This window comes from Nocardia pseudovaccinii NBRC 100343 (assembly GCF_001613225.1).
GTDB classification, from domain to species: domain Bacteria; phylum Actinomycetota; class Actinomycetes; order Mycobacteriales; family Mycobacteriaceae; genus Nocardia; species Nocardia pseudovaccinii.
Window position 1 is genome coordinate 1 of the sequence record NZ_BDBY01000158.1, and the last position, 20,654, is coordinate 20,654.

A 20,654-nucleotide genomic window follows, 5' to 3' on the forward strand; every position below is an offset into this window, starting at 1 on the left:
CCCCCGGCACGCCCTGCGATGCGATCAATACCTCGGCCCCGCGCGAGCTGCGGCCGGTGTACGCCCTGGTCCCGGTGCGCTCGACCCACAGGGTGGTCGGCTCGGTCGCGGCGGCGGTGGTGGTCGCGGATGCGGTGGTCTGGTCAGCCATGGTCACGATCCTGCCATTCTCGAAACGGAACTCTCACCCCCGCCAACGCGGCACGTGCCCGAGCCCTTCCGCGAATCGCCGGTGATCTCCCAGACATCACTCCTGGAAGCGGTACCCCATTCCGGCCTCGGTCAGCAGATGCTTCGGATTCGACGGGTCGATTTCGAGCTTGCGCCGCAACTGCGCGAGATACACCCGCAGATAATGCGTTTCGGTGGCGTACGACGGCCCCCACACCTCACGCAGCAGTTCGCGCCGCCCGACGAGTTTGCCGCGGTTGCGCACCAGCATCTCGAGCATGCCCCACTCGGTCGGGGTCAGGTGGACCGTTTCACCGTTCCTGGTGACCTTCTTCGCGCTGAGGTCGACGGTGAACGATGAGGTCACCACGACCGGATCGGTGGCATCGGTATCGGTCGCGCCGCGCCGGACCGCGGCCCGCAGCCGGGCCAGCAGCTCGTCCATGCCGAACGGCTTGGTGACGTAGTCGTCCGCGCCCGCGTCCAGCGCCTCCACCTTGTCGGTGGAATCGGTGCGAGCCGAGAGCACAATCACCGGGGCGGCGGTCCAGCCGCGCAATCCGGCCAGTACCTCGATGCCGTCCATATCGGGCAGACCCAGATCCAGAATGACCACGTCGGGATGTTTGTCGGCCGCCGCGCGCAATGCCGCCGCGCCGGTGCCCGCTGTGATCACCTCATAGCCGCGCACCGACAAATTGATGCGCAGGGCGCGCACGATCTGCGGTTCGTCATCGACCACAAGCACCTTGGTCGACGGTGCTTCCTGCTTCTTGTCGGTCATTACGACTTCCTGTGCGGTCCGCGGTGTCGTTGTGCTCATCATCGGCTGCTCACCTCGGTTTCATCGGCAGGCAGGTCCACGATCATCGTCAATCCTCCGCCCGGTGTCGGTTCGGCGTGCACGGTGCCGCCCATCGCCTCGACGAAGCCGCGCACCACCGACAGGCCGAGCCCGACGCCCGTGGTGTTGTCACGATCGCCGAGCCGCTGGAACGGCTCGAATAATTGCTCCTCGGTGCCCGGCGGAACACCGGGACCGACATCGATCACGGCAATCGACACCCGCTCGCCGTCGTGTTCCGCGGTGACCCGCACAGGCGTGTCGCGCGTCGAATGCCGCAGCGCGTTATCGATCAGATTGGCCAGCACCCGCTCGAGCAGGCCGCTGTCCGCCCGCACCGAGACCTCGCCGACCTCCACCTTTACCCGATCCATTGCCGCACGCCGCAGCCCACGCGCACCCATCCCGACGCTCACCAGCGCCTGATGCACGACCTCGTCCATGTACACCCGACGGAACTGCGGCTGCACCACGCCGACCGCCAGGCGCGACGAGTCGAGCAGATTGCCGACCAGTGCGGTCAACTGATCCACCGATTCCTCGATGGTTTCCAGCAGTTCGACGGTGTCCTCGGGCGAGAACTCGATGTCGTCACTGCGCAGACTGGAAACCGCGGCCTTGGCACCGGCCAGCGGCGTGCGCAGATCGTGGCTCACCGCGGACAGCAATGCCCGGCGCAACCGGTCGGCCTCGAGCAGGGCCGCGGCGGCGCTGGCCTCCTCGGCCAACCTGGACTGCCGGACCAGCCCGGCAGCCTGGTTCGCGACCGCGTTGAGCACCGGACGGTCGACCGCGGCGAGCGGCCGTCCGGCCAACAGCAGCCAGCTCGTCGCATCGCCCGCCTGAATCGCGGTCTCGGCCTCGGACGCTCGCTGCGGCGGACTCGTGCCGACCGCAGCGATCACCTCGTCGCCGAACTGCATGCTGACCGCGCGCAGACCGTAGGTCTCGCGGACCTGCTCCAGCAGCTTGGGCAGATCCGCACCGTGCAGCACGGCACCGGCGAACAGGGTCAGCAACTCGGCCTGCTGGGAGGCTCGACGCGCCTGCCTGGTCTGTTTGCCTGCCACATCCACCAGCGCGGCGACCGCCACCGCGACGATCAGCAATACCACCACGGTGATGAAGCTGTCCGGTTCGGCAATGGTCAGGCTGTAGCGCGGATCGACGAAGAACCAGTTCAACAGCATGCCCGACAGCAGCGCCGAAAGTGCCGCGGGCACAACGCCACCGAGCAACGCCACCGCGACGACGCCGATGAAGAACACCGCGCTGAGCCCGCCGAGCTGCAGATAGCCGTCCAGGAAAGAACAGATCACCGAGACCGCTGCCGGAACCAGCACCGCCGCGAGCCATGCGCGGATCGGCTGGCGCGGCATCAGCGAATAGCGGCGCAGCCCACGATTGGCCTCCTCGTGCGTGACCATGTGTACATCGATCTTGCCGGATGCCTGCACCACGGCGGAGCCGATCCCCTCGTCGAGCATGCGCGCCCAGCGTGAGCGCCGGGACGTGCCGAGCACCAGCTGGGTCGCGTTCACCTCGCGGGCGAATTCCAGCAGCGTATTCGGCACATCGTCACCGGTGACGGTATGCAGCGAGGCATCCAGGCTCGCGGCGAATTCCCGCAGCCGGGTCAGCCGTTCCGTCGATACTCCGGCGAGTCCGTCGCCGCGCACCACATGCAACAGGACCAGGTCGGCGCTGGATTTGGTGGCGATACGGCTGGCCCGGCGCACCACCGTCTCCGATTCGGGACCGCCGGTCACCGCGACGACCACACGTTCGCGCGCCTCCCACAGCTCGGTGATCTTGTGGTCGGCCCGGTATTTCGCCAGTGCCGCATCGACCTGGTCGGCCAGCCACAGCAGCGCCAATTCGCGCAGGGCGGTGAGATTGCCGGGCCGGAAGTAGTTTCGCAGCGCCGCGTCGACCTTGTCGGCGGCGTATACGTTGCCGTGAGAAAGCCTGCGCCGCAACGCCTCCGGCGTGATATCGACCAGCTCGACCTGGTCGGCGCTGCGCACCACCGCGTCGGGCACGGTTTCCTTCTGCTGGATGCCGGTGATCTGCTCGACGACATCGTTGAGGCTCTCGAGATGCTGCACATTAACCGTCGAGATCACGTCGATGCCCGCGGCCAGCAAATCCTCGACGTCCTGCCAGCGCTTGCCGTGTTCGCTACCCGGGGCGTTGGTGTGCGCGAGTTCGTCGACCAGCACCACGGCCGGTGCGCGGCGCAGCACAGCTTCCACATCGAGTTCGGGCAGTGTGGTCCCGCGATACGCCACCATGCGCGGTGGAATCCGCTCGATGCCCGCCAGCAGTTCCGCGGTCTTGGCTCGGCCGTGTGTCTCCACTACCGCAGCTACCACGTCGCGGCCGCGTTCGAGTCGGCGATGGGCCTCGCCCAACATGGCGTAGGTCTTGCCGACCCCCGGTGCCGCACCGAGGTAGATGCGCAGTTGCCCGCGTTTCACTCGTCCATCATCGCGCGATACGGCGTGTCGCCGAAGATCCGTACCCGTTCTGTCGCGCTATCCGAATCCTGCTCCATTACCGACAGCGCGCGAATGATCAGCGCGCAACAGACGAATCCGATGAGCACCGCGACCGTGACAGCCGACATGACGATCCCTTTCACCGACCAATAGGACCCCGGTCGCGCTGGCATCCCCCGCATGGCCGGTCGATGAATTTCTACTCCCGTATCGGCGGCCTATCTGGATCTTTACGGTGTGTTGACGGGTTGACCCCCTACCTTGACGGCATCCTTTCACCCAGCGCCTGAGCCGTACCCGTAAACGAAGCGTCAATGCTCGTCGATGGGCCGCCAAGAACCCGTAAACAAGCTCCGCACCAGCTCGAATGACCGCTTGACTCGCCATGTCGCGCGCCATACCTGGAGCGCCAATGGAGGTTGTGTAAATGTCTGTCGTGGTGTTCACGGTGCTCACCGTGGCGATCTTCGCGCTACTCGGCCTGATCCAGCGTGGGGTGGAAAAGCTGTGATCGCGAACCTGATCGGTCTGGTCCTCGCCGTCCTCATCGCCGTCTTCATGGTGGCGGCGCTGCTCTTCCCCGAGAGGTTCTAGTTGAACACGACCACCGCGGGGATCGCGTTCGTCGCGTCCCTGATCATCGCGCTGGCCTTGGTGCATGTGCCGCTCGGCGACTACATGTTTCGGGTGTACAAGGCCGAGAAGCACTCCCGCGCCGAGCGGGTCATCTACAAGGCCATCGGTGTCCAGCCCGAGGTCGAACAGACCTGGGCCGTCTACGCGCGCAGTGTGCTGGCGTTCTCGGCGGTCAGCATTCTGTTCCTGTTCTTCCTTCAGCTGATTCAGGGCAAGCTGCCGCTGCATCTGCACGATCCGGCCACCGAGATGACCCCGGCGCTGGCCTGGAATACCGCGGTCAGCTTCGTGACGAATACGAACTGGCAGAACTACTCCGGTGAGTCGACCCAGGGTCACCTGGTGCAGATGGCCGGGCTCGCAGTGCAGAATTTCGTCTCCGCGGCCGTCGGCATCGCGGTGGCAGTCGCGCTGGTGCGCGGCTTCGCCCGCAGGCATACCGGCGATCTCGGCAACTTCTGGGTGGATCTCGTGCGCGGCACCATTCGCATCCTGCTGCCGCTGGCCTTCGTCTTCGCGATCATTCTCGTCGCCGGTGGCGCGATCCAGAACTTCCACCTGCACGATCAGGTCGCGCAGACGCTGAACGGCAGCGAACAGACCATTACCGGCGGGCCGGTGGCCAGCCAGGAGGTCATCAAGGAACTCGGCACCAACGGCGGCGGCTTCTACAACGCGAACTCCGCGCACCCCTTCGAGAATCCGACGACCTGGACCAATTGGATCGAAATCTTCCTGCTGCTGGTGATCAGCTTCTCGCTGCCGCGCACCTTCGGTCGCATGGTCGGCAGCAAGAAACAGGGCTACGCGATCGTCGCGGTAATGGGCACGATCGCGCTGATCAGCGTCACCTTGCAGAACCTCTTCCAGCTGCAGCACCACGGCACGGTGCCGACCGCGATCGGTGCTTCGCTCGAGGGCGTCGAAACCCGCTTCGGCGTGGCCGATTCCGCGACATTCGCCAGCGCGACCACGCTGACTTCCACCGGCGCGGTGAACTCGTTCCACGATTCCTACACCAGCCTCGGCGGCATGATGACGATGTTCAATATGCAGCTCGGTGAGGTCGCGCCGGGCGGTACCGGCTCGGGGCTGTACGGCATGCTGATCCTCGCGGTGATCACCGTTTTCGTCGCGGGTCTGATGGTCGGTCGCACACCGGAATATCTGGGCAAGAAGATCACGCCGCGCGAAATCAAGCTCGCAGCTTCATACTTCCTGATCAGTCCGCTGATCGTGCTGGTGGGCACAGCGGCCGCGATGGCCATGCCTGGCCAGCGCGCGGGCATGCTCAACGCCGGACCGCACGGGCTCTCGGAAGTGTTGTACGCCTTCACATCCGCGGCGAACAACAACGGTTCGGCCTTCGCGGGGCTTTCCGGAAATACCGAGTGGTACAACACCGCGCTGGGCCTTGCCATGGTCTTCGGCCGCTTCCTGCCGATCATTTTCGTACTGGCCCTGGCCGGTTCGCTCGCCCAGCAGGGTCAGACCCCTGAATCGATCGGCACGCTGCCGACGCACCGGCCGCAGTTCGTCGGCATGGTCGTCGGCGTGACGGTGATCCTAGTCGCGCTGACCTTCCTGCCCGCACTCGCACTCGGGCCGCTCGCCGAAGGAATCCACTGATATGTCCACTACGACAGCCGAACCGGTCCAGCACAAACGTGGCGTCCGCAAGGGTGTGCTGGACCCCAAGATGCTGCTGACCTCCATCCCGGACGCGGTCCGCAAGCTCGACCCGCGCACGATGTGGCGCAATCCGGTGATGCTCATCGTCGAGATCGGCGCGGTCTGGTCGACCGTGCTCGCACTGGCGAAGCCGACCTTCTTCGCCTGGGCGATCGTCGTATGGCTGTGGCTCACCGTCGTATTCGCCAATCTGGCCGAGGCGGTCGCCGAGGGACGCGGTAAGGCGCAGGCCGACACGCTGCGGAAAGCCAAGACAGACACCATGGCTCGGCGTCTGGTCGACTGGTCACCCGGTGGGCGGATCGTCGAGGAGAGCGTCGGGGCTCCAGCGCTGCAACGCGGCGATTACGTCATCGTCGAGGCGGGCCAGGTCATTCCGGGCGACGGCGATGTCGTGGAAGGCATCGCATCGGTGGACGAATCGGCCATTACCGGCGAATCCGCGCCGGTCATCCGGGAGTCCGGCGGCGACCGCTCAGCGGTCACCGGAGGTACCACCGTGCTGTCCGATCGGATCATCGTCAAGATCACCCAGGAGCCGGGCGCGAGCTTCATCGATAAGATGATCGCGCTCGTCGAGGGCGCGTCGCGGCAGAAGACGCCGAACGAGATCGCGCTGAATATCCTGCTCGCCGCGCTGACCATCATCTTCGTCTTCGCGGTTGCGACACTGCAGCCGTTGGCGATCTTCTCGAAGTCGAACAACCCTGGGGTGGCGGATACCTCGGCGCTGGACGCGCACGGTGTCACCGGCATCGTGATGGTCTCGCTGCTGGTGTGCCTGATACCGACCACCATCGGCGCGCTCCTGTCGGCCATCGGTATCGCGGGCATGGACCGCCTGGTGCAGCGCAATGTGCTTGCCATGTCCGGCCGTGCGGTCGAGGCCGCCGGTGATGTGAACACCCTGCTGCTGGACAAGACCGGCACCATCACGCTCGGCAACCGGCAGGCCTCGGAATTCGTGCCGATGCCCGGCATCTCGGATGACGAATTGGCCGATGCCGCACAACTTTCCAGCCTCGCCGACGAGACCCCCGAGGGGCGCTCGATCGTGGTCTACGCCAAGCAGGCGTTCAACAAGCGCGAACGCACGCCTGGTGAGTTGACCGGTGCGACCTGGGTGGAATTCACCGCCCAGACGCGTATGTCCGGCGTGAACCTGCAGGACGGCCACCAGTTGCGCAAGGGTGCCGCCAGCGCGGTCACAGACTGGGTTCGCGCACAAGGCGGGGCGGTCCCCGGCCATATCGGCGTGATCGTCGACGGGATCTCCGCATCCGGCGGCACCCCGCTGGTCGTGGGTGAGGTCGATGACGGAAAGGCCCGGCTGCTCGGCGTCATTCATCTGAAAGACGTTGTGAAGCAAGGCATGCGGGAGCGATTCGACGAAATGCGCAGGATGGGTATCCGCACGGTGATGATCACCGGCGATAACCCGTTGACCGCCAAGGCGATTGCCGACGAGGCCGGTGTCGACGACTTCCTCGCCGAAGCGACGCCCGAGGACAAACTGGCGCTGATCAAGCAGGAGCAGGACGGTGGTCGCTTGGTCGCGATGACCGGTGACGGCACCAATGACGCACCGGCCCTCGCCCAAGCCGATGTGGGCGTCGCGATGAACACCGGCACCTCGGCAGCCAAGGAAGCCGGAAATATGGTCGATCTGGATTCGGATCCGACCAAGCTCATCGAAATCGTGGAGATCGGCAAACAACTGCTCATCACCCGCGGAGCGCTGACCACCTTCTCGATCGCCAATGACATCGCGAAGTACTTCGCGATCATTCCCGCGCTGTTCGTCGCGCTGTTTCCGGGCCTCGACCTGCTGAACATCATGCGGCTGGCCAGTCCACAGTCGGCGATCCTTTCGGCGGTCGTCTTCAACGCGCTCGTCATCATCGCGCTGATCCCGCTGGCGCTGCGTGGTGTGCACTACCGGCCGAGCAATGCCTCGAAACTGTTGAGCCGCAACCTGACCATCTACGGTCTCGGCGGCATCATCGCGCCGTTCATCGGCATCAAACTGATCGACCTCGTCGTCCAACTCCTCCCCGGGATGTCCTGATATGCGTATGTCGACTTGGATCCGGCAGCATCTGGCCGCGTTGCGTGCGCTGCTGGTGCTCACCGCGATCACCGGAATCGTCTATCCCGTCGCGGTTTTCGCGGTCGCCCAGATTCCCGGCCTGCACGATAAGGCGGACGGGTCGCTGATCACGGTGGACGGCAAGGTCGTCGGTTCCAGCCTGATCGGGCAGTCGTTCACCGATAAGGACGGCAATGCACTCGTGCAGTATTTCCAGAGCCGTCCGTCGGCGGCGGGCGACGGCTACGACCCGCTGTCCACCGCGGCGTCCAACCTCGGCCCGGAGAGCATCGTCGATACGCTCGACGCCGATCCGGCCAAGGTGAAGCTGAGCCTGCTCTCGACGGTCTGCGCGCGAAGCAAGGCGGTCGGCGACCGTGACGGGGTCGACGGCAGCCGTCCGTTCTGCACCAAGGACGGTGTCGGCGCGGTGCTTTCGGTAATCGGACCGCGCGGCGCGGACGGCGAGGTTTCGCGCCCGGTGCAGGTCGTGAGCGTCAACGAGGTGTGCCCGGCGAAGCCGTTCCTGGCCACGTACAAGGGTGTTCAAGTCGAATGCGCCGAGCCGGGCGAGGACTACTCGATCGGCCGGATCGTACCGATCATCGGCGATACCTCGACCGGCACACCGGTGCCCACCGATGCGGTCACCGCCAGCGGCAGTGGCCTGGACCCGCATATCTCACCGCGGTACGCGGCCCTCCAGGTCGCGCGAATCGCCAAGGCCCGCAATATCTCCGAGGATCAGGTGCGCGCACTGGTCGACGCGCACACCGAGGGCAGGACTCTCGGCTTCCTCGGCGAACCGCGTGTGAATGTGATCGAGCTGAATCTCGATCTCGACAAGCGGTACCCGGTGCGCGGCTAGCGAACCGAGCGCTCATTCCCGAACGGGAATGGGCGCTCGGCCGATTCGTTCAGTTGTCCTCGACGCGGGCGAAGCAATACGCCGACGCGGCGAGATACTGGCGGCAGTCCGGTCCGTGGCCCGCATGCGTACTACAGATGAAACGCGCCAGGTCCAGATCGAGATCCATCGGCTCGGCACTACAATCACGGTGCTGAGTGCTCCACAGATCCCGGCGATCCAGTGATGTCTGCATTGTGCACCTCCAGCCTGTTGGTATTCAGTGGAGAAGCGAACCAATGTCCTTACATTGGTGGATTACCCGATCCGGCGCCGTTCATCGCGTGATCTGCCAATCGTCGGGCAGCCGCACCGTGGTGACCTGATCGCCCTCGGCCACGAGATCCACCGTCGCCGAACCCAATCGCAGATCGCTCAGCGTGACCGTGCCCCATTGCGGCGGCAGTTGCGGTCTGACGGTGAGTGTGCGCGACGGCGCGGCCGGATCCAGTCCGAGGAATGAGCGCACCAGCAATAGCGGTGCCGCGCTGGCCCACGCCTGCGGTGAACAGGAGGTGGGATACGGGACCGGAACCGCGAACTGATCGCGCGGAAATCCGCAGAACAGCTCGGGCAGCCGACCACCGAAAGATGCCGCCGCATCGAGTAATCCGCCCGCCAGCCGGGTGGCGAGCTCGACCGCGCCCGGCACCTGCCGGTAGCGCAGCAGGCCCGCGACGGCGATCGCGGTATCGTGCGGCCAGACCGATCCACAGTGATAGCTCATCGGGTTGTAGGCGCCCATCGACGAGGCGAGGGTGCGCAGCCCGAAGCCGGTGTCCATTTCGGGACCGGAGAGCCGCCTGACCATCTCGGCGGCGTGCTCGTCGCTGGCGATACCGGTCCAAAGACAGTGCGCCACATTGCTTGTCAGCGCATCGACTTGCCGTTTGCGGCCGTCGAGCGCGACCGCGTACCACCCCTGCTGCGGCAGCCAGAACTGTTCGGCGAATTTGCCGCGCAGTTCGGCGGCCCGCTCACGCAGCCGGGTCGCCGCACGCTGATCGTCGAAGGCCTCGGCCAACTCCGCCCGGGACAGCAGTGCGGCATATGCATAGCCTTGCACCTCACACAGCGCGATCGGCGCCTCAGCGAGATGTCCTGCGGCATCGTTGATTCCGTCGAAACTGTCCTTCCAACCCTGATTGATCAGCCCGCGATCGGTGGCACGGCGGTATTCGACGAAGCCGTCGCCGTCACGATCGCCGAAATCGGTGATCCACCGCACCGCGGCGTCGGCGGCGGGCAGCAGTTCCCTGATTACCTCCGAATCCGCACCCCATCGATGACATTCCGCGAGCAACATGATGAACAGCGGTGTGGCATCGGCGGTTCCGTAATAGGTACTGCCGCCGAGCACATGCCCGCTCGCGGGGCCGCGCCGCATCTCGTGCATGATCCGCCCCGGCTCCTCCTCGGTGAGCGGATCGATGCGCTGCCCTTGCAATTCGGCCAACTGCTGCAGTGTGCCCAACGCGAGATCCACTTCCAAAGGCAGCGCCATCCACGCGGTGAGCAAACTGTCGCGGCCGAACAGGGTCATGAACCAGGGCGCACCCGCGGCCACGAACGGGCGACCCTCGCCGGATTCGTCGTGAATCTGCAACGCGCCCAAGTCGCTTTCCGAGCGGCGAAGCACCTGGGTGAGCACCGGATCCGCGGAAGTGATCTTCGTCGCGGTGTGTCGCCACGCCGCCATCTTGCGGCTCGGTGCGCTGAGCCCATGGTGCTCCCCCGGCGCCAACGGCGCCTGGACGCGCTGATTGCCGACGGTCGGCTGGGCAATGATCTCGGTCTGCCAGCGTTCGCCGGGCAGTACGACCACCCGCCAGAGCAGGGTGCCGGGCAGAACGGCGGGCTCGACGGTCGCCGAAACCGTGAGCCCGCGCATCCGATCGGTGCGGTCGTGCAACAGCAACTCGCCTTCGGCCACGGTGACCTCGGCGCGGCCGTGCGCCACGCGGCCCTCCTTGACCGCGAACAGATCGACGAAATCCGCGTCGGCATGCAATTCCAGCGTGACCGCCGTGGCCTCCCGGCCCATATTTTCCAGGGTCAGGATCTCGTGCATGCCATCGGCGATGAGGCGTTCGCGCACCAACAGCAGGGTGCTGTCGGCCTGTCCGGCCTGCGGTGGCCGGCGCAGCACGAATCTGGCGGCGAACGCCTCCGGGCTGAGCACCGACAGCGATTCGGCCGGTTGGCCGTCCACCAGCAGTTCCCAGCGGGAGATGACGCGGGCGTCGCGGAAGAACAACCCGTGCGGATGTCCCGGTTCGACATCGCCGAGCCGATTCGACAGGCAGAAGGTACCGCCCTCGACCAAGGTCACCGAATTGCCGCAACCGCCGAGACCGGTCGGCTCACCGGAATTCAGCGGTGCGGGATTCGACGCGGCGCCTGCGTCTGCGGTCATACTCGTTCGCTGGCGGCGATGCGGACCGGCACCGTCTTATCGAGCAGCAGTGCCGCGCGCGCATGGCGCCGCGAACGCAGGAGCTGGTGATAGACCTGCTCATAGCCGCGCCCGAGCGTGCCCGAGCCGAAGTTCGCCTCGACGTGCGCACGACACGCGGCCGGATCCAGCTGGCTCGCCTCGTGGATCGCGGCGGGCAGTTCGGAGGGATCATCACAGATCCGACCGGTCACGCCATCGACGATGACCTCGGCAACGGCGCCGCCGCGGAGTGCGACAACCGGTGTGCCACAGACCATCGCCTCGATCATCACCATGCCGAACGGTTCCTCCCAATCGATGGGGAACAGCAGGCAGCGCGCATTCGCGAGCAGTTTGCGCTTGGCCGACGCATCCGCGAGTCCGAAAAGGTGATCGCGCTCGGTGATCAGTGGGCGCACTTTTTGCTCGAAATACGCCCGCTCGGGGGCTTCGCTGCATTTGCCCGCGAGCACCAGCGGAATACCGGCCTCGTGCGCGGCTTCCAATGCGAGATGCGTGCCCTTGGTTGCGGTGAAGCGGCCGAGAAACAGTGCGTAGTCGCCTTTTTCGGTTTGATAGGGCCACTGGTCGACATGCAGTGCATTGTGTACGCGACCGACCCAATTCAGATCGGGCGCCAATTCGCGCTGCCGATCACTGATGGCGACCAGCGATACTTCCTGGCCCAATTCGCGGTAGTAGTGATAGCAGTCGCCCTCGTCGACCGGCCCGTGCACGGTCACCACTGTTGGTAAGCCCAGTCCCATATACGCCGGGGCATTCAGTGGTCCGGCAAACGTGTGGTCGTGCACCAGATCCACGCCGGAGGTCGCGGCGACCTGTTCGATCGCCCTACGCACCTTCAGAGCGTGCACGACCTCGGGGAACGGCTCTCCGAGCCGTTCGGGTAGTGCGCGATCCCACACCGGAACGAATTTCGCGGTGGTGCCGGGTTCACCGGCGCCGAACAATGTCACGTCGTGCCCGCGCGCGACCAATGCGTCGACCAAATCGGCGACTACCGCCTCGACTCCGCCATAGGCCTTCGGCGGTACGTCGAAGTAAGGCGGAACAACCATCGCAATGCGGAATCGTTCGCCGACGTGATCGGTAGACAGCAAATCCGAAGCGGCAATGTGCGCCGAATTCGGCGCGATCAGACCTGCGCTCATGACCATCCTTCCAGGGACAACCTTGTGCACATCCACCCAGCACTTCGGTGCGCTGGGCGCCGAACGTGTTGGCCGCCGCGGCGGAGGTGAAGACTGGAGCCTGCACCGCCGTCCATGAAGGCTTGGTTGGCCTGGTCACGCCGATCGGCGTGAACAGGGGGGCCGCACACAGACGTACCTTATTTCTGGGTGTTCAAACCACGCAGTCCGTGTGAAATCTCAGCATTTGGGATGAAATAGCCCATTATCCGGTGTTGATATCGCGGAGAATTATCCGACAATTGACGGTTCCGAGTTGGCCGGGCGAGCAAAACGAATCCGGCGTTCGATTGCGCTACCGCCTCTTTATACGCATACATATAATAGACGCATGTTCGATCCCATCACTCTTGCCGCCGGGGCCGGAATCGCCGGTGTCGGCTGGGCCGTCGGGCGGTTCGGCAGGCGCTCGCCCGCTGGATCCACAGTGGCCCGGTGCGGCTGTGGTCACGACCTGGCGCTGCACGATCCGGAGGCGGGCACCTGCCATGCCGAGCTGGTCCGCAAGACGTACGGCGGGCCCGTATGGGTGCAGTGCGGTTGCCGACGCTACACCGGTCCGGTCCCGGTCGAGGACTACTTCAGCAGACCGATCCTGCCCTCGGACGACTGAGTCACGACTCGGCCGCCGACGCAGGCTGCATGCGCAGCGGCACCCCGATCCGGTTCCACAGGTTGATCATCGCGGTGACCGCGACCAGACCGGCCCGCGCGCCCGCCTCGAAGTTCTTTTCCACTTCGGCCCAGATCTCGTCGCTGACACCGTGTTCACCGAGTCGGGTGACCGCTTCCGCGTAGGCGAGGGCGGCTCGTTCGGCCTCGGTGAACTTCACCGACTCGCGCCAGGCATTGAGGTAGTAGATCCGCTGTTCGGTCTCGCCCGCCATCCGCGCGTCGGTGGTGTGCATATCGATGCAGAACAGGCAGCCGTTCATCTGGGAAACGCGGATCTTCACCAGCTCGCGCACCGTCGAATCCAGTGGTCCGCGGCGGATCGCCTGCTCTGCGGCGTACCAGGCCTGGTAGATCTCGGGCGCCACCTCGGCGAGTTGCATGCGTGACATGGGTCATCCTCTCTCGAAATCGCTTACCCGAGTAGGACGAGACAGCCGCCGAATCTGTGACAACGTCACGAAGACGGCAGGCAGCGGGCCCGATCGGGCAGCTCACCGCACGGCTCGTTGCCATGTTCGCGCAGCACATCCTTACCGGTCAGATCGGTCAAGAAATGCAGGAAGCTCGCGCCGAGCGAATCGCCGGGGAGTTCACCGTAGCTGTAGGCGTATTCGACGCCCCAGAACGGATAGCTGCGGTTGACGGCGGCGTCCCGACCCGGTGTTACGCCATTGATGGTGAGGGTAGTGGCTCCCGCCTTGACCGCCTCAGAGAACTCGCTGTAGCCGATCGCGCCCGGAATGTCGCCGACAGCCTTCTGCATATCCTTGGTGACCTGCACATCGCAATATCTGGCCGTCGCGGGCGCGCCATCCTTGATCGCGACACAGCTGACATGCGGCCGATCTGGCTGCGCACCGCCGAGGACCCTGCGCTCCAACGTATTTCGAGTGCCCGACCCCGGTATCCGATTGACCAGCACGACCGGTAGGTCGGCACCGCCGACATCGCGCCAGTTGGTGATGCGGCCCTGATACAGATCCTGGATCTGTGCGACAGAAAGGTTGGTGACGCCGACATCCTTGTGCACGATCATGGTGAACAGCGACAACGCCAGCGGACGGTCCAGCAACGGTTGGTAGCCATCACCTTTCGGGCCGTCGCTGATCGTGAGCAGATCGGGATGGTCCTTGCCCTCCTCGGCGAGCCGGTCGAGGCCGCGTTCGGTGCCCTCGAAGCCGAAGGTGAATTCCGCTCCGGTGCACCGCTTCCCGTACTGCGCGGCCGCATCGCGTATGACCGGTTCGAAGGCCGACGAGCCGACCACCGTGAGTTTGCCCGCGGCACAATCCAATGGCGTCGGGTCGGGCGACAGCACGGAGACCAGCAGCTGGACGACGATCACCACGACCAGAAAGGCCGTGAGCGCCACCATCACTCGCGAAATGCCGGTGCGGCTCTGGGTTTCGATGATCCGCCCACCCTTGATGCCGCCGCTCAGTACCGGATCCGCATACTCCCCCGTACCCTCCGAACGTTGCAGAATGGCCAGGATCTTGTAGTGATCACCGCGATTGAGTGGAACCCTCGGCAGATCGATGGCACCGATATGTCCTTCGGTATCCTCACGAACCGCGATACCCGAATCACGCCCCAGCGAATCGGCCAGACCCTCGTCACTCAGCTCGGTCACCGCCATGCCGATGACCCTGCGCTGCGAAAAGTTCAGATGCAGGCCGACCCGCCCCGCCTCGGGCGCCCGGTAGTCGTGCGTATCGATCGGTGTCGCACCGCTGTTTTCGATACGGACCAGCACCACCGATAGATCCTTCAGCGGCGGACTCACACCTTCGTGCTCGGGGCGCAGCTGCGGCAGTACACCAGGAAAGACCGATTCGATCTCACCGGTGACCGGCGTATCCATCTGCACCCGATAGCCGATTTCCTTGCGTCCGACGAAGACGAACTCCCAGAGGAACGCGACGATCGGCACCGCGATACCGATGAGTCCGAGCACGATTTCGATCGGAAAGCCACCCACCGGTGCCGCCACCCCCAAGAGATCTTTGTGTCAACCATTCTCGAACGTCATCGGGCATCCTCCCAGATCCCGCACGAGTGTTCGGCAACAGTTAACCCGGCGGTCAGCAGCTGCCGCCGAAGTCACCTCCGACCGGGTCGGCCCGCTCGCGCCGAGGCGACGATCAAACCACGTCCCCAGCTGCCGATTTCGTCCAAGCGAGCAGCTTCTCGGCTGGCCATGAGTTGATAACCCGTTCCGCCGCAACATCGTTCGCGACAGCGCGCTCACAGCCGTAACCCAGCCAATCCAACTGACCGGGGGCGTGCGCATCGGTGTCGATCGAGAAATAGCACCCCATCTCGACCGCCATCCGCAGCAGTCGCGACGGCGGATCGAGCCGTTCAGGACGACTGTTGATCTCTACTGCTGTCCCGTAACTCCGGCACGCCTCGAAGACAAGTTCGGCATCGAAACTCGACTCGGGCCGCAGACCCCGCTGCCCCGCGATCAGTCTGCCGGTGCAGTGGCCGAGTACATCCACATTCGGATTCGCGACCGCGTACACCATGCGCTTGGTCATCGTCTCGCTGTCAGCACGCAGATGCGAATGTACGCTGGCCACAACGATATCGAGTTCGGCGAGCAGATCGCTCTGCTGATCCAGGGTCCCGTCATCGAGGATGTCCACCTCGATCCCGGTGAGAATCCGGAACGGCGCGACTCGTTCGTTCAGCTCCGCGACCACATCCAGCTGCCGTCGCAACCGGTCCGCCGAAAGCCCGTTGGCGACGGTCAACCGTGGCGAATGATCGGTCAGCGCACAATATTCGTGGCCGAGCGCGGCCGCGATGCCCATCATCTCCGCGATCGGACTACCGCCGTCGGACCAGTCGGAGTGGGTGTGCAGATCGCCGCGCAACTGGGCCCGCATGGGTTTGCCCGGTGACCCGATGGGCTGCGCGGCCTTGCGGAGTTCGCTCAAATAGTTCGGCACCGCACCGGAATACGCCTGTTCGATGACGGCGGCGGTCTTCGGCCCGATCCCCGCGAGTTCTTGCCAGCTGTGCGCGGCGCGATGGGCTGCCTGCTCGTCCTCGGACAGTTGGTCAACGATATCGGCGGCACGTCGGTACGCCTTCACCCGATGTGTCTGCGCCCGTGCGCGTTCCAACCAGAAGCCGATCTCGCGCAGCGCCTCCACCGGGCCCGGAGAGTTCCCCGGATCCGGAGCGACGATCGAATCGTCTTCCGCCACGGCGGTTATCTGATCCGGCTGTACTTCACGAAGGCGACGCCGTCCTCGAACACCCGGCTGGTGATCACCCGGAAGCGGGCCGCCTCGGGCAGGCGCGCGCCGGAACCGAACAGCGAGCGGCCGCGGCCGAGTACGACCGGGTACAGCTTCAGGAAGATCTGATCGATCTCCGGCAGCAACTCCTGCGCCAACTCCCCGCCGCCGCATAGCCAGATCCCGAGCCCGTTGTCCCGCTTCAACTCTCGCACGGTGGCGAGCGGATCGGCCGAGATCAGCTCCACCGAAGGATCCGGACTCTCCGGCAGCGTCGTCGATACGACGAACTGACGCAGATGCGAATACGGGCTGGAGGTTCCGGTCCGCACGCCGAAGTCGTGGGTCTTGCGACCCATCAGCACGGTGTCGAAGTATCGGTTGCGCTTATCGATGCCGAGGGCCTCCCGCACCTTCGTCGGCAGGGTCTCGGGATACTGCGCGGTGATCGCCGGGCCGTGATCGCCGCCGACCGGGAAGAAGTCGACCGACCCCTCCTCGGTGGCGATGAACCCGTCGATAGTCGAAGCGACGTAGTAGGTGAGCTTGCGCATAAGTCCTTCCTCCACGGCCAGTCGGCTCCCGAGCCGCCTAAAAGAACGGTAGCTCGCCAACCCTAACGGCGACGGGCCTTCGGTTGGCAGCGCGGGCAGGAATAGGAAGAACGATTCATGAACTTCTCCCGCACGATGGGCGCACCGCAGCGACGACACGGTTCGTCCTCGCGGCCGTAGACCGCGAGCGAGCGTTCGAAGTAGCCGGATTGGCCGTTGACGTTGACATACAACGCGTCGAACGAAGTGCCACCGGCCGCGAGCGCCTCCTCCATCACTGTGCCGACATCGGTGAGCAGGGTGCGCACGGCGGGTCTGGTCAGCCCGGACGCGAGCCGGTTGCCATGGATCTTCGCCCGCCATAGAGATTCGTCGGCATAGATATTGCCGACGCCGGAGATCACGGTCTGATCCAGCAGCACCCGCTTGATCTCGGTCTGTTTGGCGCGCACCGCGGCCACCACGACCTCAGGGTCGTAGCGCGGGTCCAGCGGATCCCGCGCGATATGGGCCACAGGTTGGGGTACCGGAGTCCCGTCGACCTCTACCAACGGTGCGAGCGCCCAGCCGCCGAAGGTGCGCTGATCGACGAAGCGCAATTGCGCACCGTCGTCGAGGGTCGCGAGGATATGCGCGTGCTTCTCCACCGGGGCGTCGGCGGGCTGCACCAACATCTGCCCGCTCATACCGAGATGGACGACAAGCGAGGTGTCCGGATCGTCGAAGGTGAGCCACAGATATTTGCCGCGCCGCTCGGCGGCGGCAACCCGCAGCCCCTTCATCCGAGCCGTCAGATCATCCGCACCTTCGAGATGGCGGCGCACCGATCTGGGATGGCTCACCGTGACGGATTCGACCACCCGCCCGACGACATGAGCGGCGAGTCCGCGCCGGACGACCTCGACCTCGGGAAGCTCAGGCATCAACACTCCTATCGACCACGCGCGAGTCTTACGAGCGCCGTTCGCGGCCGAGTGGCCGAAGCGCATGCGACGCAGTCGCGAGTCTCGGCAGCTCGGACGCGAGACACCAGGGGGCCGCGAACACGCGGTGCCGCAGGCGCCGCAAATCAGATACCGTCGGTCAGCGCCTGATAGGCGGCGCCCGCGGCCTTCTGCTCGGCTTCCTTCTTGGAGCGGCCGACGCCCTGACCGTACGGACGACCGCCGATCACGGTGGTCGCCGTGAATTCCTTGTCGTGGTCGGGACCGGTCGAGGTGATCTCGTAGCTGGGCACGCCGAGGCCACGTTCGGCGGTGAGCTCCTGCAGACTGGTCTTCCAGTCCAGTCCGGCGCCCATCCGCGGTCCGCGCTCGAGCAGATCGGCGAACAGCCGCAGCACCACCTCACGCGCGACATCGATACCGTGCTCGAGATGGACTGCGCCGAGCAGTGACTCCATGCCGTCGGCGAGAATGCTCGGCTTATCCCGGCCGCCGGTGAGCTCCTCGCCCTTACCGAGCAGCAGGTGCACGCCGAGCCCGCCCTCGCCGAGCCCGCGCGCCACCTCGGCGAGCGCGTGCATATTCACCACGCTCGCCCGCAGCTTGGCCAGTTCGCCCTCGGACTTGTCCGGGTGCTCGTGGTACAGCCGCTCGGTGATGCTCAGGCCGAGGACCGAGTCGCCGAGGAATTCCAGACGCTCGTTGGTCGGCAGTCCGCCGTTCTCGTACGCGTACGACCGGTGCGTCAGCGCCAGCCGCAGCAGATCGGCCCGCACGTCGACGCCGAGCGCCGCGAGCAGGCTCGCATGTTCACCGGACGCGCCGGATTCGTCCCTACTGGCGGTCACGTCGATACGACAGGTCGAACGATCAGACAGCAGCGGTGACCTGGCGGCCCTTGTAGGTGCCGCAGGAGGGGCACGCGATATGCGGCAGCGTCTTCTCGCCGCAGGCGCGGTTCGGGCACGTGATCAGGGTCGGCGCGGTGGCCTTCCACTGGCTGCGCCGCGACCTGGTGTTGGAACGGGACATCCGGCGCTTCGGAACGGCCACGACTACTTCTCCTCTTGTCCTATTGCTTGCCGGTACGGCAGCACTGTCTCGGTCTTAATGGTCTGTGTTGGTTGCACCCGAATCGGGGCTGCCATTGCCGGGCGACTCGGCGGCGAACTTCGCCAACCCGGCCCAGCGAGGGTCAAGTATCTCATGCCCATGGCCGGAACCCGCAATCGCCATCCGGACACCGCATTCCGGGCACAGGCCCGCGCAGTCCGGAGCGCACAGCGGCTGCAGCGGCAGCTCCAAGCCGATCTGGTCCGTGATCACCGGTTCCAGGTCGATCTTGTCGTCGACGATGCGGTAGATCTCGTCGTCCTCGGTGGTCTGCTCGGTCGCGCTGTGCGGGTAGGCGAACAGCTCGGTGAGCTGAATTTCCACCGTTGCGGTGAACGGTTCGAGGCAGCGCGCGCACTCACCGGCTGTCGGCCCGGAGACCGTCCCGGTGACGAGCACACCCTCGGACACCGCCTGCAACTGCAGATCGAGGTCCACCTCGGCGCCCACCGGAATGGCGATCAGATCCAGCCCGATCCGCTCGTCGGTGGTGACGACGCGATGCAACTCTTTCATCGTGCCGGGGCGACGGCCCAGGCTGATGACATCCAGCACGAAACCCGCGTCCGGCGCACGGCGCGAGGCCGAACGAGGGCGCGAATCGGGACCGGAACCGGCGGACATCACGAACTCACTTCACATTCGAGGGGAAATGGGCAACCACTCCACAATACGCGAGGGCCCGGTGCGGACCCAAACCGTCAGCGACGGTAGTCGGCCGCGTAATCCGGAGCGCCCGCACCCGAGCGCAGTTGGTGACGTCCGCCGCGCACGGTCCGCAGAGTGGAGTTGAGGGTCTCCTCGAAGTCGGCGAGCCTGCTGTCGACGTAATGGTCGCATTCGTCGCGCATCCGATCGGCCTCTTCGTTCGCACCGTCGATCAACCGGGCCGATTCGGCATGTGCGGCACGCACCACTTCGGTCTGCGTGACCAAGCGGTCGCGCTCGGCCTCACCCTCGGCGACCGAACGGTCATAGGAGGCCTTGCCCGCCTCGATCATCCGCTCGGATTCGATGCGGGCCCGACCGGTGACGGCCTCGAATTCGGCATTGCCGTCGGCGACGATGCGATCGGCCTCGGCCTGTGCGGTATTCACCAGGTGGTCGGCGTGCGCGCTGGCCTCGGCGACCATGCGGTCGGCGTGCGCCTTGGCGTCGGCGAGAATCCGGTCGGCCTCCTCGCGGGCCGATCCGATGGTCTGGTGCGCCTGGTCGTTGGCGGTGGTCACGGTCGTCTCGGCGGTGTTGCGGGCGTCGGAGACGATCTTGTCGCGATGATCGAGCACATCCTGGGCGTCGTCGAGTTCGCCGGGCAGTGCATCGCGCACGTCGTCGAGCAGTTCGAGCACATCACCGCGCGGCACGATGCAGCTGCGGGTCGGCGGGATGCCGCGTGCTTCTTCGACAATGGCGACCAGCTCGTCGAGAGCTTCGAATACGCGATACATGCTCCTACCCCACTCTCGTGCAGACCTACAGCGAAACTTTCCGCCGTGGCCCAGTGTGCCCCTCGTCACGGCTCGTGCCGAGTCCCCCACCGGTGTGTCGTGCAGGTGTCTCGTACGCCACAAAAACAAGTGGAGGATATGTCTCCACTTGGTGTTACATTTATCGGGAAGGTCGCACCAA

19 protein-coding genes and 1 pseudogene are annotated in these 20,654 nt (G+C 65.3%); 4 read left to right on the top strand and 16 right to left on the bottom strand.

The features are described from left to right. From NP3_RS50460 to NP3_RS48030, 4 genes and pseudogenes are all read right to left on the bottom strand, one after another. Nucleotides 1-151, bottom strand: a pseudogene (locus NP3_RS50460) (OsmC family protein); the annotation flags it as partial. Between the two features lie 96 nt (nucleotides 152-247). Continuing rightward, nucleotides 248-955, bottom strand: a complete 708-nt coding sequence (locus NP3_RS18600) for a response regulator (RefSeq protein WP_063042916.1) — start codon at nucleotides 953-955, stop codon at nucleotides 248-250. A 38-nt stretch (nucleotides 956-993) separates the two neighbouring features. Further along, complete coding sequence (locus NP3_RS18605) at nucleotides 994-3,495, bottom strand: ATP-binding protein (RefSeq protein ID WP_063042867.1); 2,502 nt, start codon at nucleotides 3,493-3,495, stop codon at nucleotides 994-996. Next, complete coding sequence (locus tag NP3_RS48030; protein ID WP_157124384.1) at nucleotides 3,492-3,644, bottom strand: hypothetical protein; 153 nt, start codon at nucleotides 3,642-3,644, stop codon at nucleotides 3,492-3,494. Before NP3_RS48030 ends, NP3_RS18605 begins: the two co-directional genes overlap by 4 nt. Nucleotides 3,645-4,110: 466 nt before the next feature. Here NP3_RS48030 and kdpA point away from each other — a divergent pair, with 466 nt between their 5' ends. From kdpA to NP3_RS18625, 3 genes are read left to right on the top strand one after another with little or no spacing between them, the layout of a single operon-like run. Further along, nucleotides 4,111-5,781 (top strand): potassium-transporting ATPase subunit KdpA, encoded by a 1,671-nt coding sequence (gene kdpA / locus NP3_RS18615; RefSeq protein ID WP_063042868.1) that lies wholly within the window; start codon nucleotides 4,111-4,113, stop codon nucleotides 5,779-5,781. A 1-nt stretch (nucleotide 5,782) separates the two neighbouring features. Beyond that, nucleotides 5,783-7,912, top strand: coding sequence for a potassium-transporting ATPase subunit KdpB (gene kdpB, locus NP3_RS18620; protein ID WP_063042869.1), 2,130 nt, complete (start codon nucleotides 5,783-5,785; stop codon nucleotides 7,910-7,912). Between the two features lies 1 nt (nucleotide 7,913). After that, nucleotides 7,914-8,801: a potassium-transporting ATPase subunit C gene (locus NP3_RS18625; protein WP_063042870.1), complete on the top strand. Its 888-nt coding sequence runs from the start codon at nucleotides 7,914-7,916 to the stop codon at nucleotides 8,799-8,801. A gap of 49 nt (nucleotides 8,802-8,850) precedes the next feature. On the opposite strand, the gene NP3_RS18630 is transcribed toward NP3_RS18625, so the two are convergent. The 3 genes from NP3_RS18630 to NP3_RS18640 all read right to left on the bottom strand — a co-directional run bounded on the left by NP3_RS18630 (nucleotide 8,851) and on the right by NP3_RS18640 (nucleotide 12,449). Further along, the gene (locus NP3_RS18630; RefSeq protein WP_063042871.1) at nucleotides 8,851-9,036 is read right to left on the bottom strand and encodes a hypothetical protein; all 186 of its coding nucleotides are present in this window, start codon (nucleotides 9,034-9,036) and stop codon (nucleotides 8,851-8,853) included. Nucleotides 9,037-9,117: 81 nt separating this feature from the next. Beyond that, nucleotides 9,118-11,256 (bottom strand): amylo-alpha-1,6-glucosidase, encoded by a 2,139-nt coding sequence (locus NP3_RS18635; protein WP_063042872.1) that lies wholly within the window; start codon nucleotides 11,254-11,256, stop codon nucleotides 9,118-9,120. Continuing rightward, complete coding sequence (locus NP3_RS18640) at nucleotides 11,253-12,449, bottom strand: glycosyltransferase family 4 protein (protein ID WP_169814514.1); 1,197 nt, start codon at nucleotides 12,447-12,449, stop codon at nucleotides 11,253-11,255. Before NP3_RS18640 ends, NP3_RS18635 begins: the two co-directional genes overlap by 4 nt. A 370-nt stretch (nucleotides 12,450-12,819) precedes the next feature. Here NP3_RS18640 and NP3_RS18645 point away from each other — a divergent pair, with 370 nt between their 5' ends. Next, nucleotides 12,820-13,101, top strand: coding sequence for a hypothetical protein (locus NP3_RS18645; RefSeq protein WP_063042873.1), 282 nt, complete (start codon nucleotides 12,820-12,822; stop codon nucleotides 13,099-13,101). Between the two features lies 1 nt (nucleotide 13,102). On the opposite strand, the gene NP3_RS18650 is transcribed toward NP3_RS18645, so the two are convergent. From NP3_RS18650 to NP3_RS18690, 9 genes are all read right to left on the bottom strand, one after another. Then, nucleotides 13,103-13,552: a carboxymuconolactone decarboxylase family protein gene (locus tag NP3_RS18650; RefSeq protein ID WP_063042874.1), complete on the bottom strand. Its 450-nt coding sequence runs from the start codon at nucleotides 13,550-13,552 to the stop codon at nucleotides 13,103-13,105. A gap of 65 nt (nucleotides 13,553-13,617) precedes the next feature. Continuing rightward, nucleotides 13,618-15,156, bottom strand: a complete 1,539-nt coding sequence (locus NP3_RS18655; RefSeq protein ID WP_245721002.1) for a PstS family phosphate ABC transporter substrate-binding protein — start codon at nucleotides 15,154-15,156, stop codon at nucleotides 13,618-13,620. Nucleotides 15,157-15,307: 151 nt separating this feature from the next. Next, entirely contained in the window at nucleotides 15,308-16,381 is a 1,074-nt protein-coding gene (locus NP3_RS18660; RefSeq protein ID WP_084508683.1) for a PHP domain-containing protein, read from the bottom strand. A 5-nt stretch (nucleotides 16,382-16,386) separates the two neighbouring features. Beyond that, nucleotides 16,387-16,968: a dihydrofolate reductase family protein gene (locus NP3_RS18665; RefSeq protein ID WP_063042875.1), complete on the bottom strand. Its 582-nt coding sequence runs from the start codon at nucleotides 16,966-16,968 to the stop codon at nucleotides 16,387-16,389. A 62-nt stretch (nucleotides 16,969-17,030) separates the two neighbouring features. Next, nucleotides 17,031-17,891 carry a bifunctional DNA-formamidopyrimidine glycosylase/DNA-(apurinic or apyrimidinic site) lyase gene (mutM, locus tag NP3_RS18670; RefSeq protein WP_063042876.1) on the bottom strand — a complete coding sequence of 287 codons (861 nt, stop codon included), beginning with the start codon at nucleotides 17,889-17,891 and terminating at the stop codon, nucleotides 17,031-17,033. Between the two features lie 146 nt (nucleotides 17,892-18,037). Next, on the bottom strand, nucleotides 18,038-18,760 hold the full coding sequence (rnc, locus tag NP3_RS18675; RefSeq protein WP_063042877.1) for a ribonuclease III: 723 nt from the start codon (nucleotides 18,758-18,760) through the stop codon (nucleotides 18,038-18,040). 22 nt (nucleotides 18,761-18,782) lie between these two features. Continuing rightward, on the bottom strand, nucleotides 18,783-18,965 hold the full coding sequence (gene rpmF / locus NP3_RS18680) for a 50S ribosomal protein L32 (RefSeq protein WP_014987105.1): 183 nt from the start codon (nucleotides 18,963-18,965) through the stop codon (nucleotides 18,783-18,785). A 54-nt stretch (nucleotides 18,966-19,019) separates the two neighbouring features. Further along, the gene (locus NP3_RS18685; protein WP_063042878.1) at nucleotides 19,020-19,649 is read right to left on the bottom strand and encodes a YceD family protein; all 630 of its coding nucleotides are present in this window, start codon (nucleotides 19,647-19,649) and stop codon (nucleotides 19,020-19,022) included. A gap of 77 nt (nucleotides 19,650-19,726) precedes the next feature. Continuing rightward, nucleotides 19,727-20,473, bottom strand: coding sequence for a DivIVA domain-containing protein (locus NP3_RS18690; RefSeq protein ID WP_063042879.1), 747 nt, complete (start codon nucleotides 20,471-20,473; stop codon nucleotides 19,727-19,729). Nucleotides 20,474-20,654 lie beyond the last annotated feature (181 nt).

Bases quoted from the DNA above. Each gene is read 5' to 3' on its own strand.
- NP3_RS18600 (WP_063042916.1), bottom strand. From the start codon at position 955: ATGACCGACAAGAAGCAGGAAGCACCGTCGACCAAGGTGCTTGTGGTC.
- NP3_RS48030 (WP_157124384.1), bottom strand. From the start codon at position 3,644: ATGTCGGCTGTCACGGTCGCGGTGCTCATCGGATTCGTCTGTTGCGCG.
- kdpB (WP_063042869.1), top strand. From the start codon at position 5,783: ATGTCCACTACGACAGCCGAACCGGTCCAGCACAAACGTGGCGTCCGC.
- NP3_RS18625 (WP_063042870.1), top strand. From the start codon at position 7,914: ATGCGTATGTCGACTTGGATCCGGCAGCATCTGGCCGCGTTGCGTGCG.
- NP3_RS18630 (WP_063042871.1), bottom strand. From the start codon at position 9,036: ATGCAGACATCACTGGATCGCCGGGATCTGTGGAGCACTCAGCACCGT.
- NP3_RS18635 (WP_063042872.1), bottom strand. From the start codon at position 11,256: ATGACCGCAGACGCAGGCGCCGCGTCGAATCCCGCACCGCTGAATTCC.
- NP3_RS18640 (WP_169814514.1), bottom strand. From the start codon at position 12,449: ATGAGCGCAGGTCTGATCGCGCCGAATTCGGCGCACATTGCCGCTTCG.
- NP3_RS18645 (WP_063042873.1), top strand. From the start codon at position 12,820: ATGTTCGATCCCATCACTCTTGCCGCCGGGGCCGGAATCGCCGGTGTC.
- NP3_RS18650 (WP_063042874.1), bottom strand. From the start codon at position 13,552: ATGTCACGCATGCAACTCGCCGAGGTGGCGCCCGAGATCTACCAGGCC.
- NP3_RS18665 (WP_063042875.1), bottom strand. From the start codon at position 16,968: ATGCGCAAGCTCACCTACTACGTCGCTTCGACTATCGACGGGTTCATC.
- mutM (WP_063042876.1), bottom strand. From the start codon at position 17,891: ATGCCTGAGCTTCCCGAGGTCGAGGTCGTCCGGCGCGGACTCGCCGCT.
- NP3_RS18685 (WP_063042878.1), bottom strand. From the start codon at position 19,649: ATGTCCGCCGGTTCCGGTCCCGATTCGCGCCCTCGTTCGGCCTCGCGC.
- NP3_RS18690 (WP_063042879.1), bottom strand. From the start codon at position 20,473: ATGTATCGCGTATTCGAAGCTCTCGACGAGCTGGTCGCCATTGTCGAA.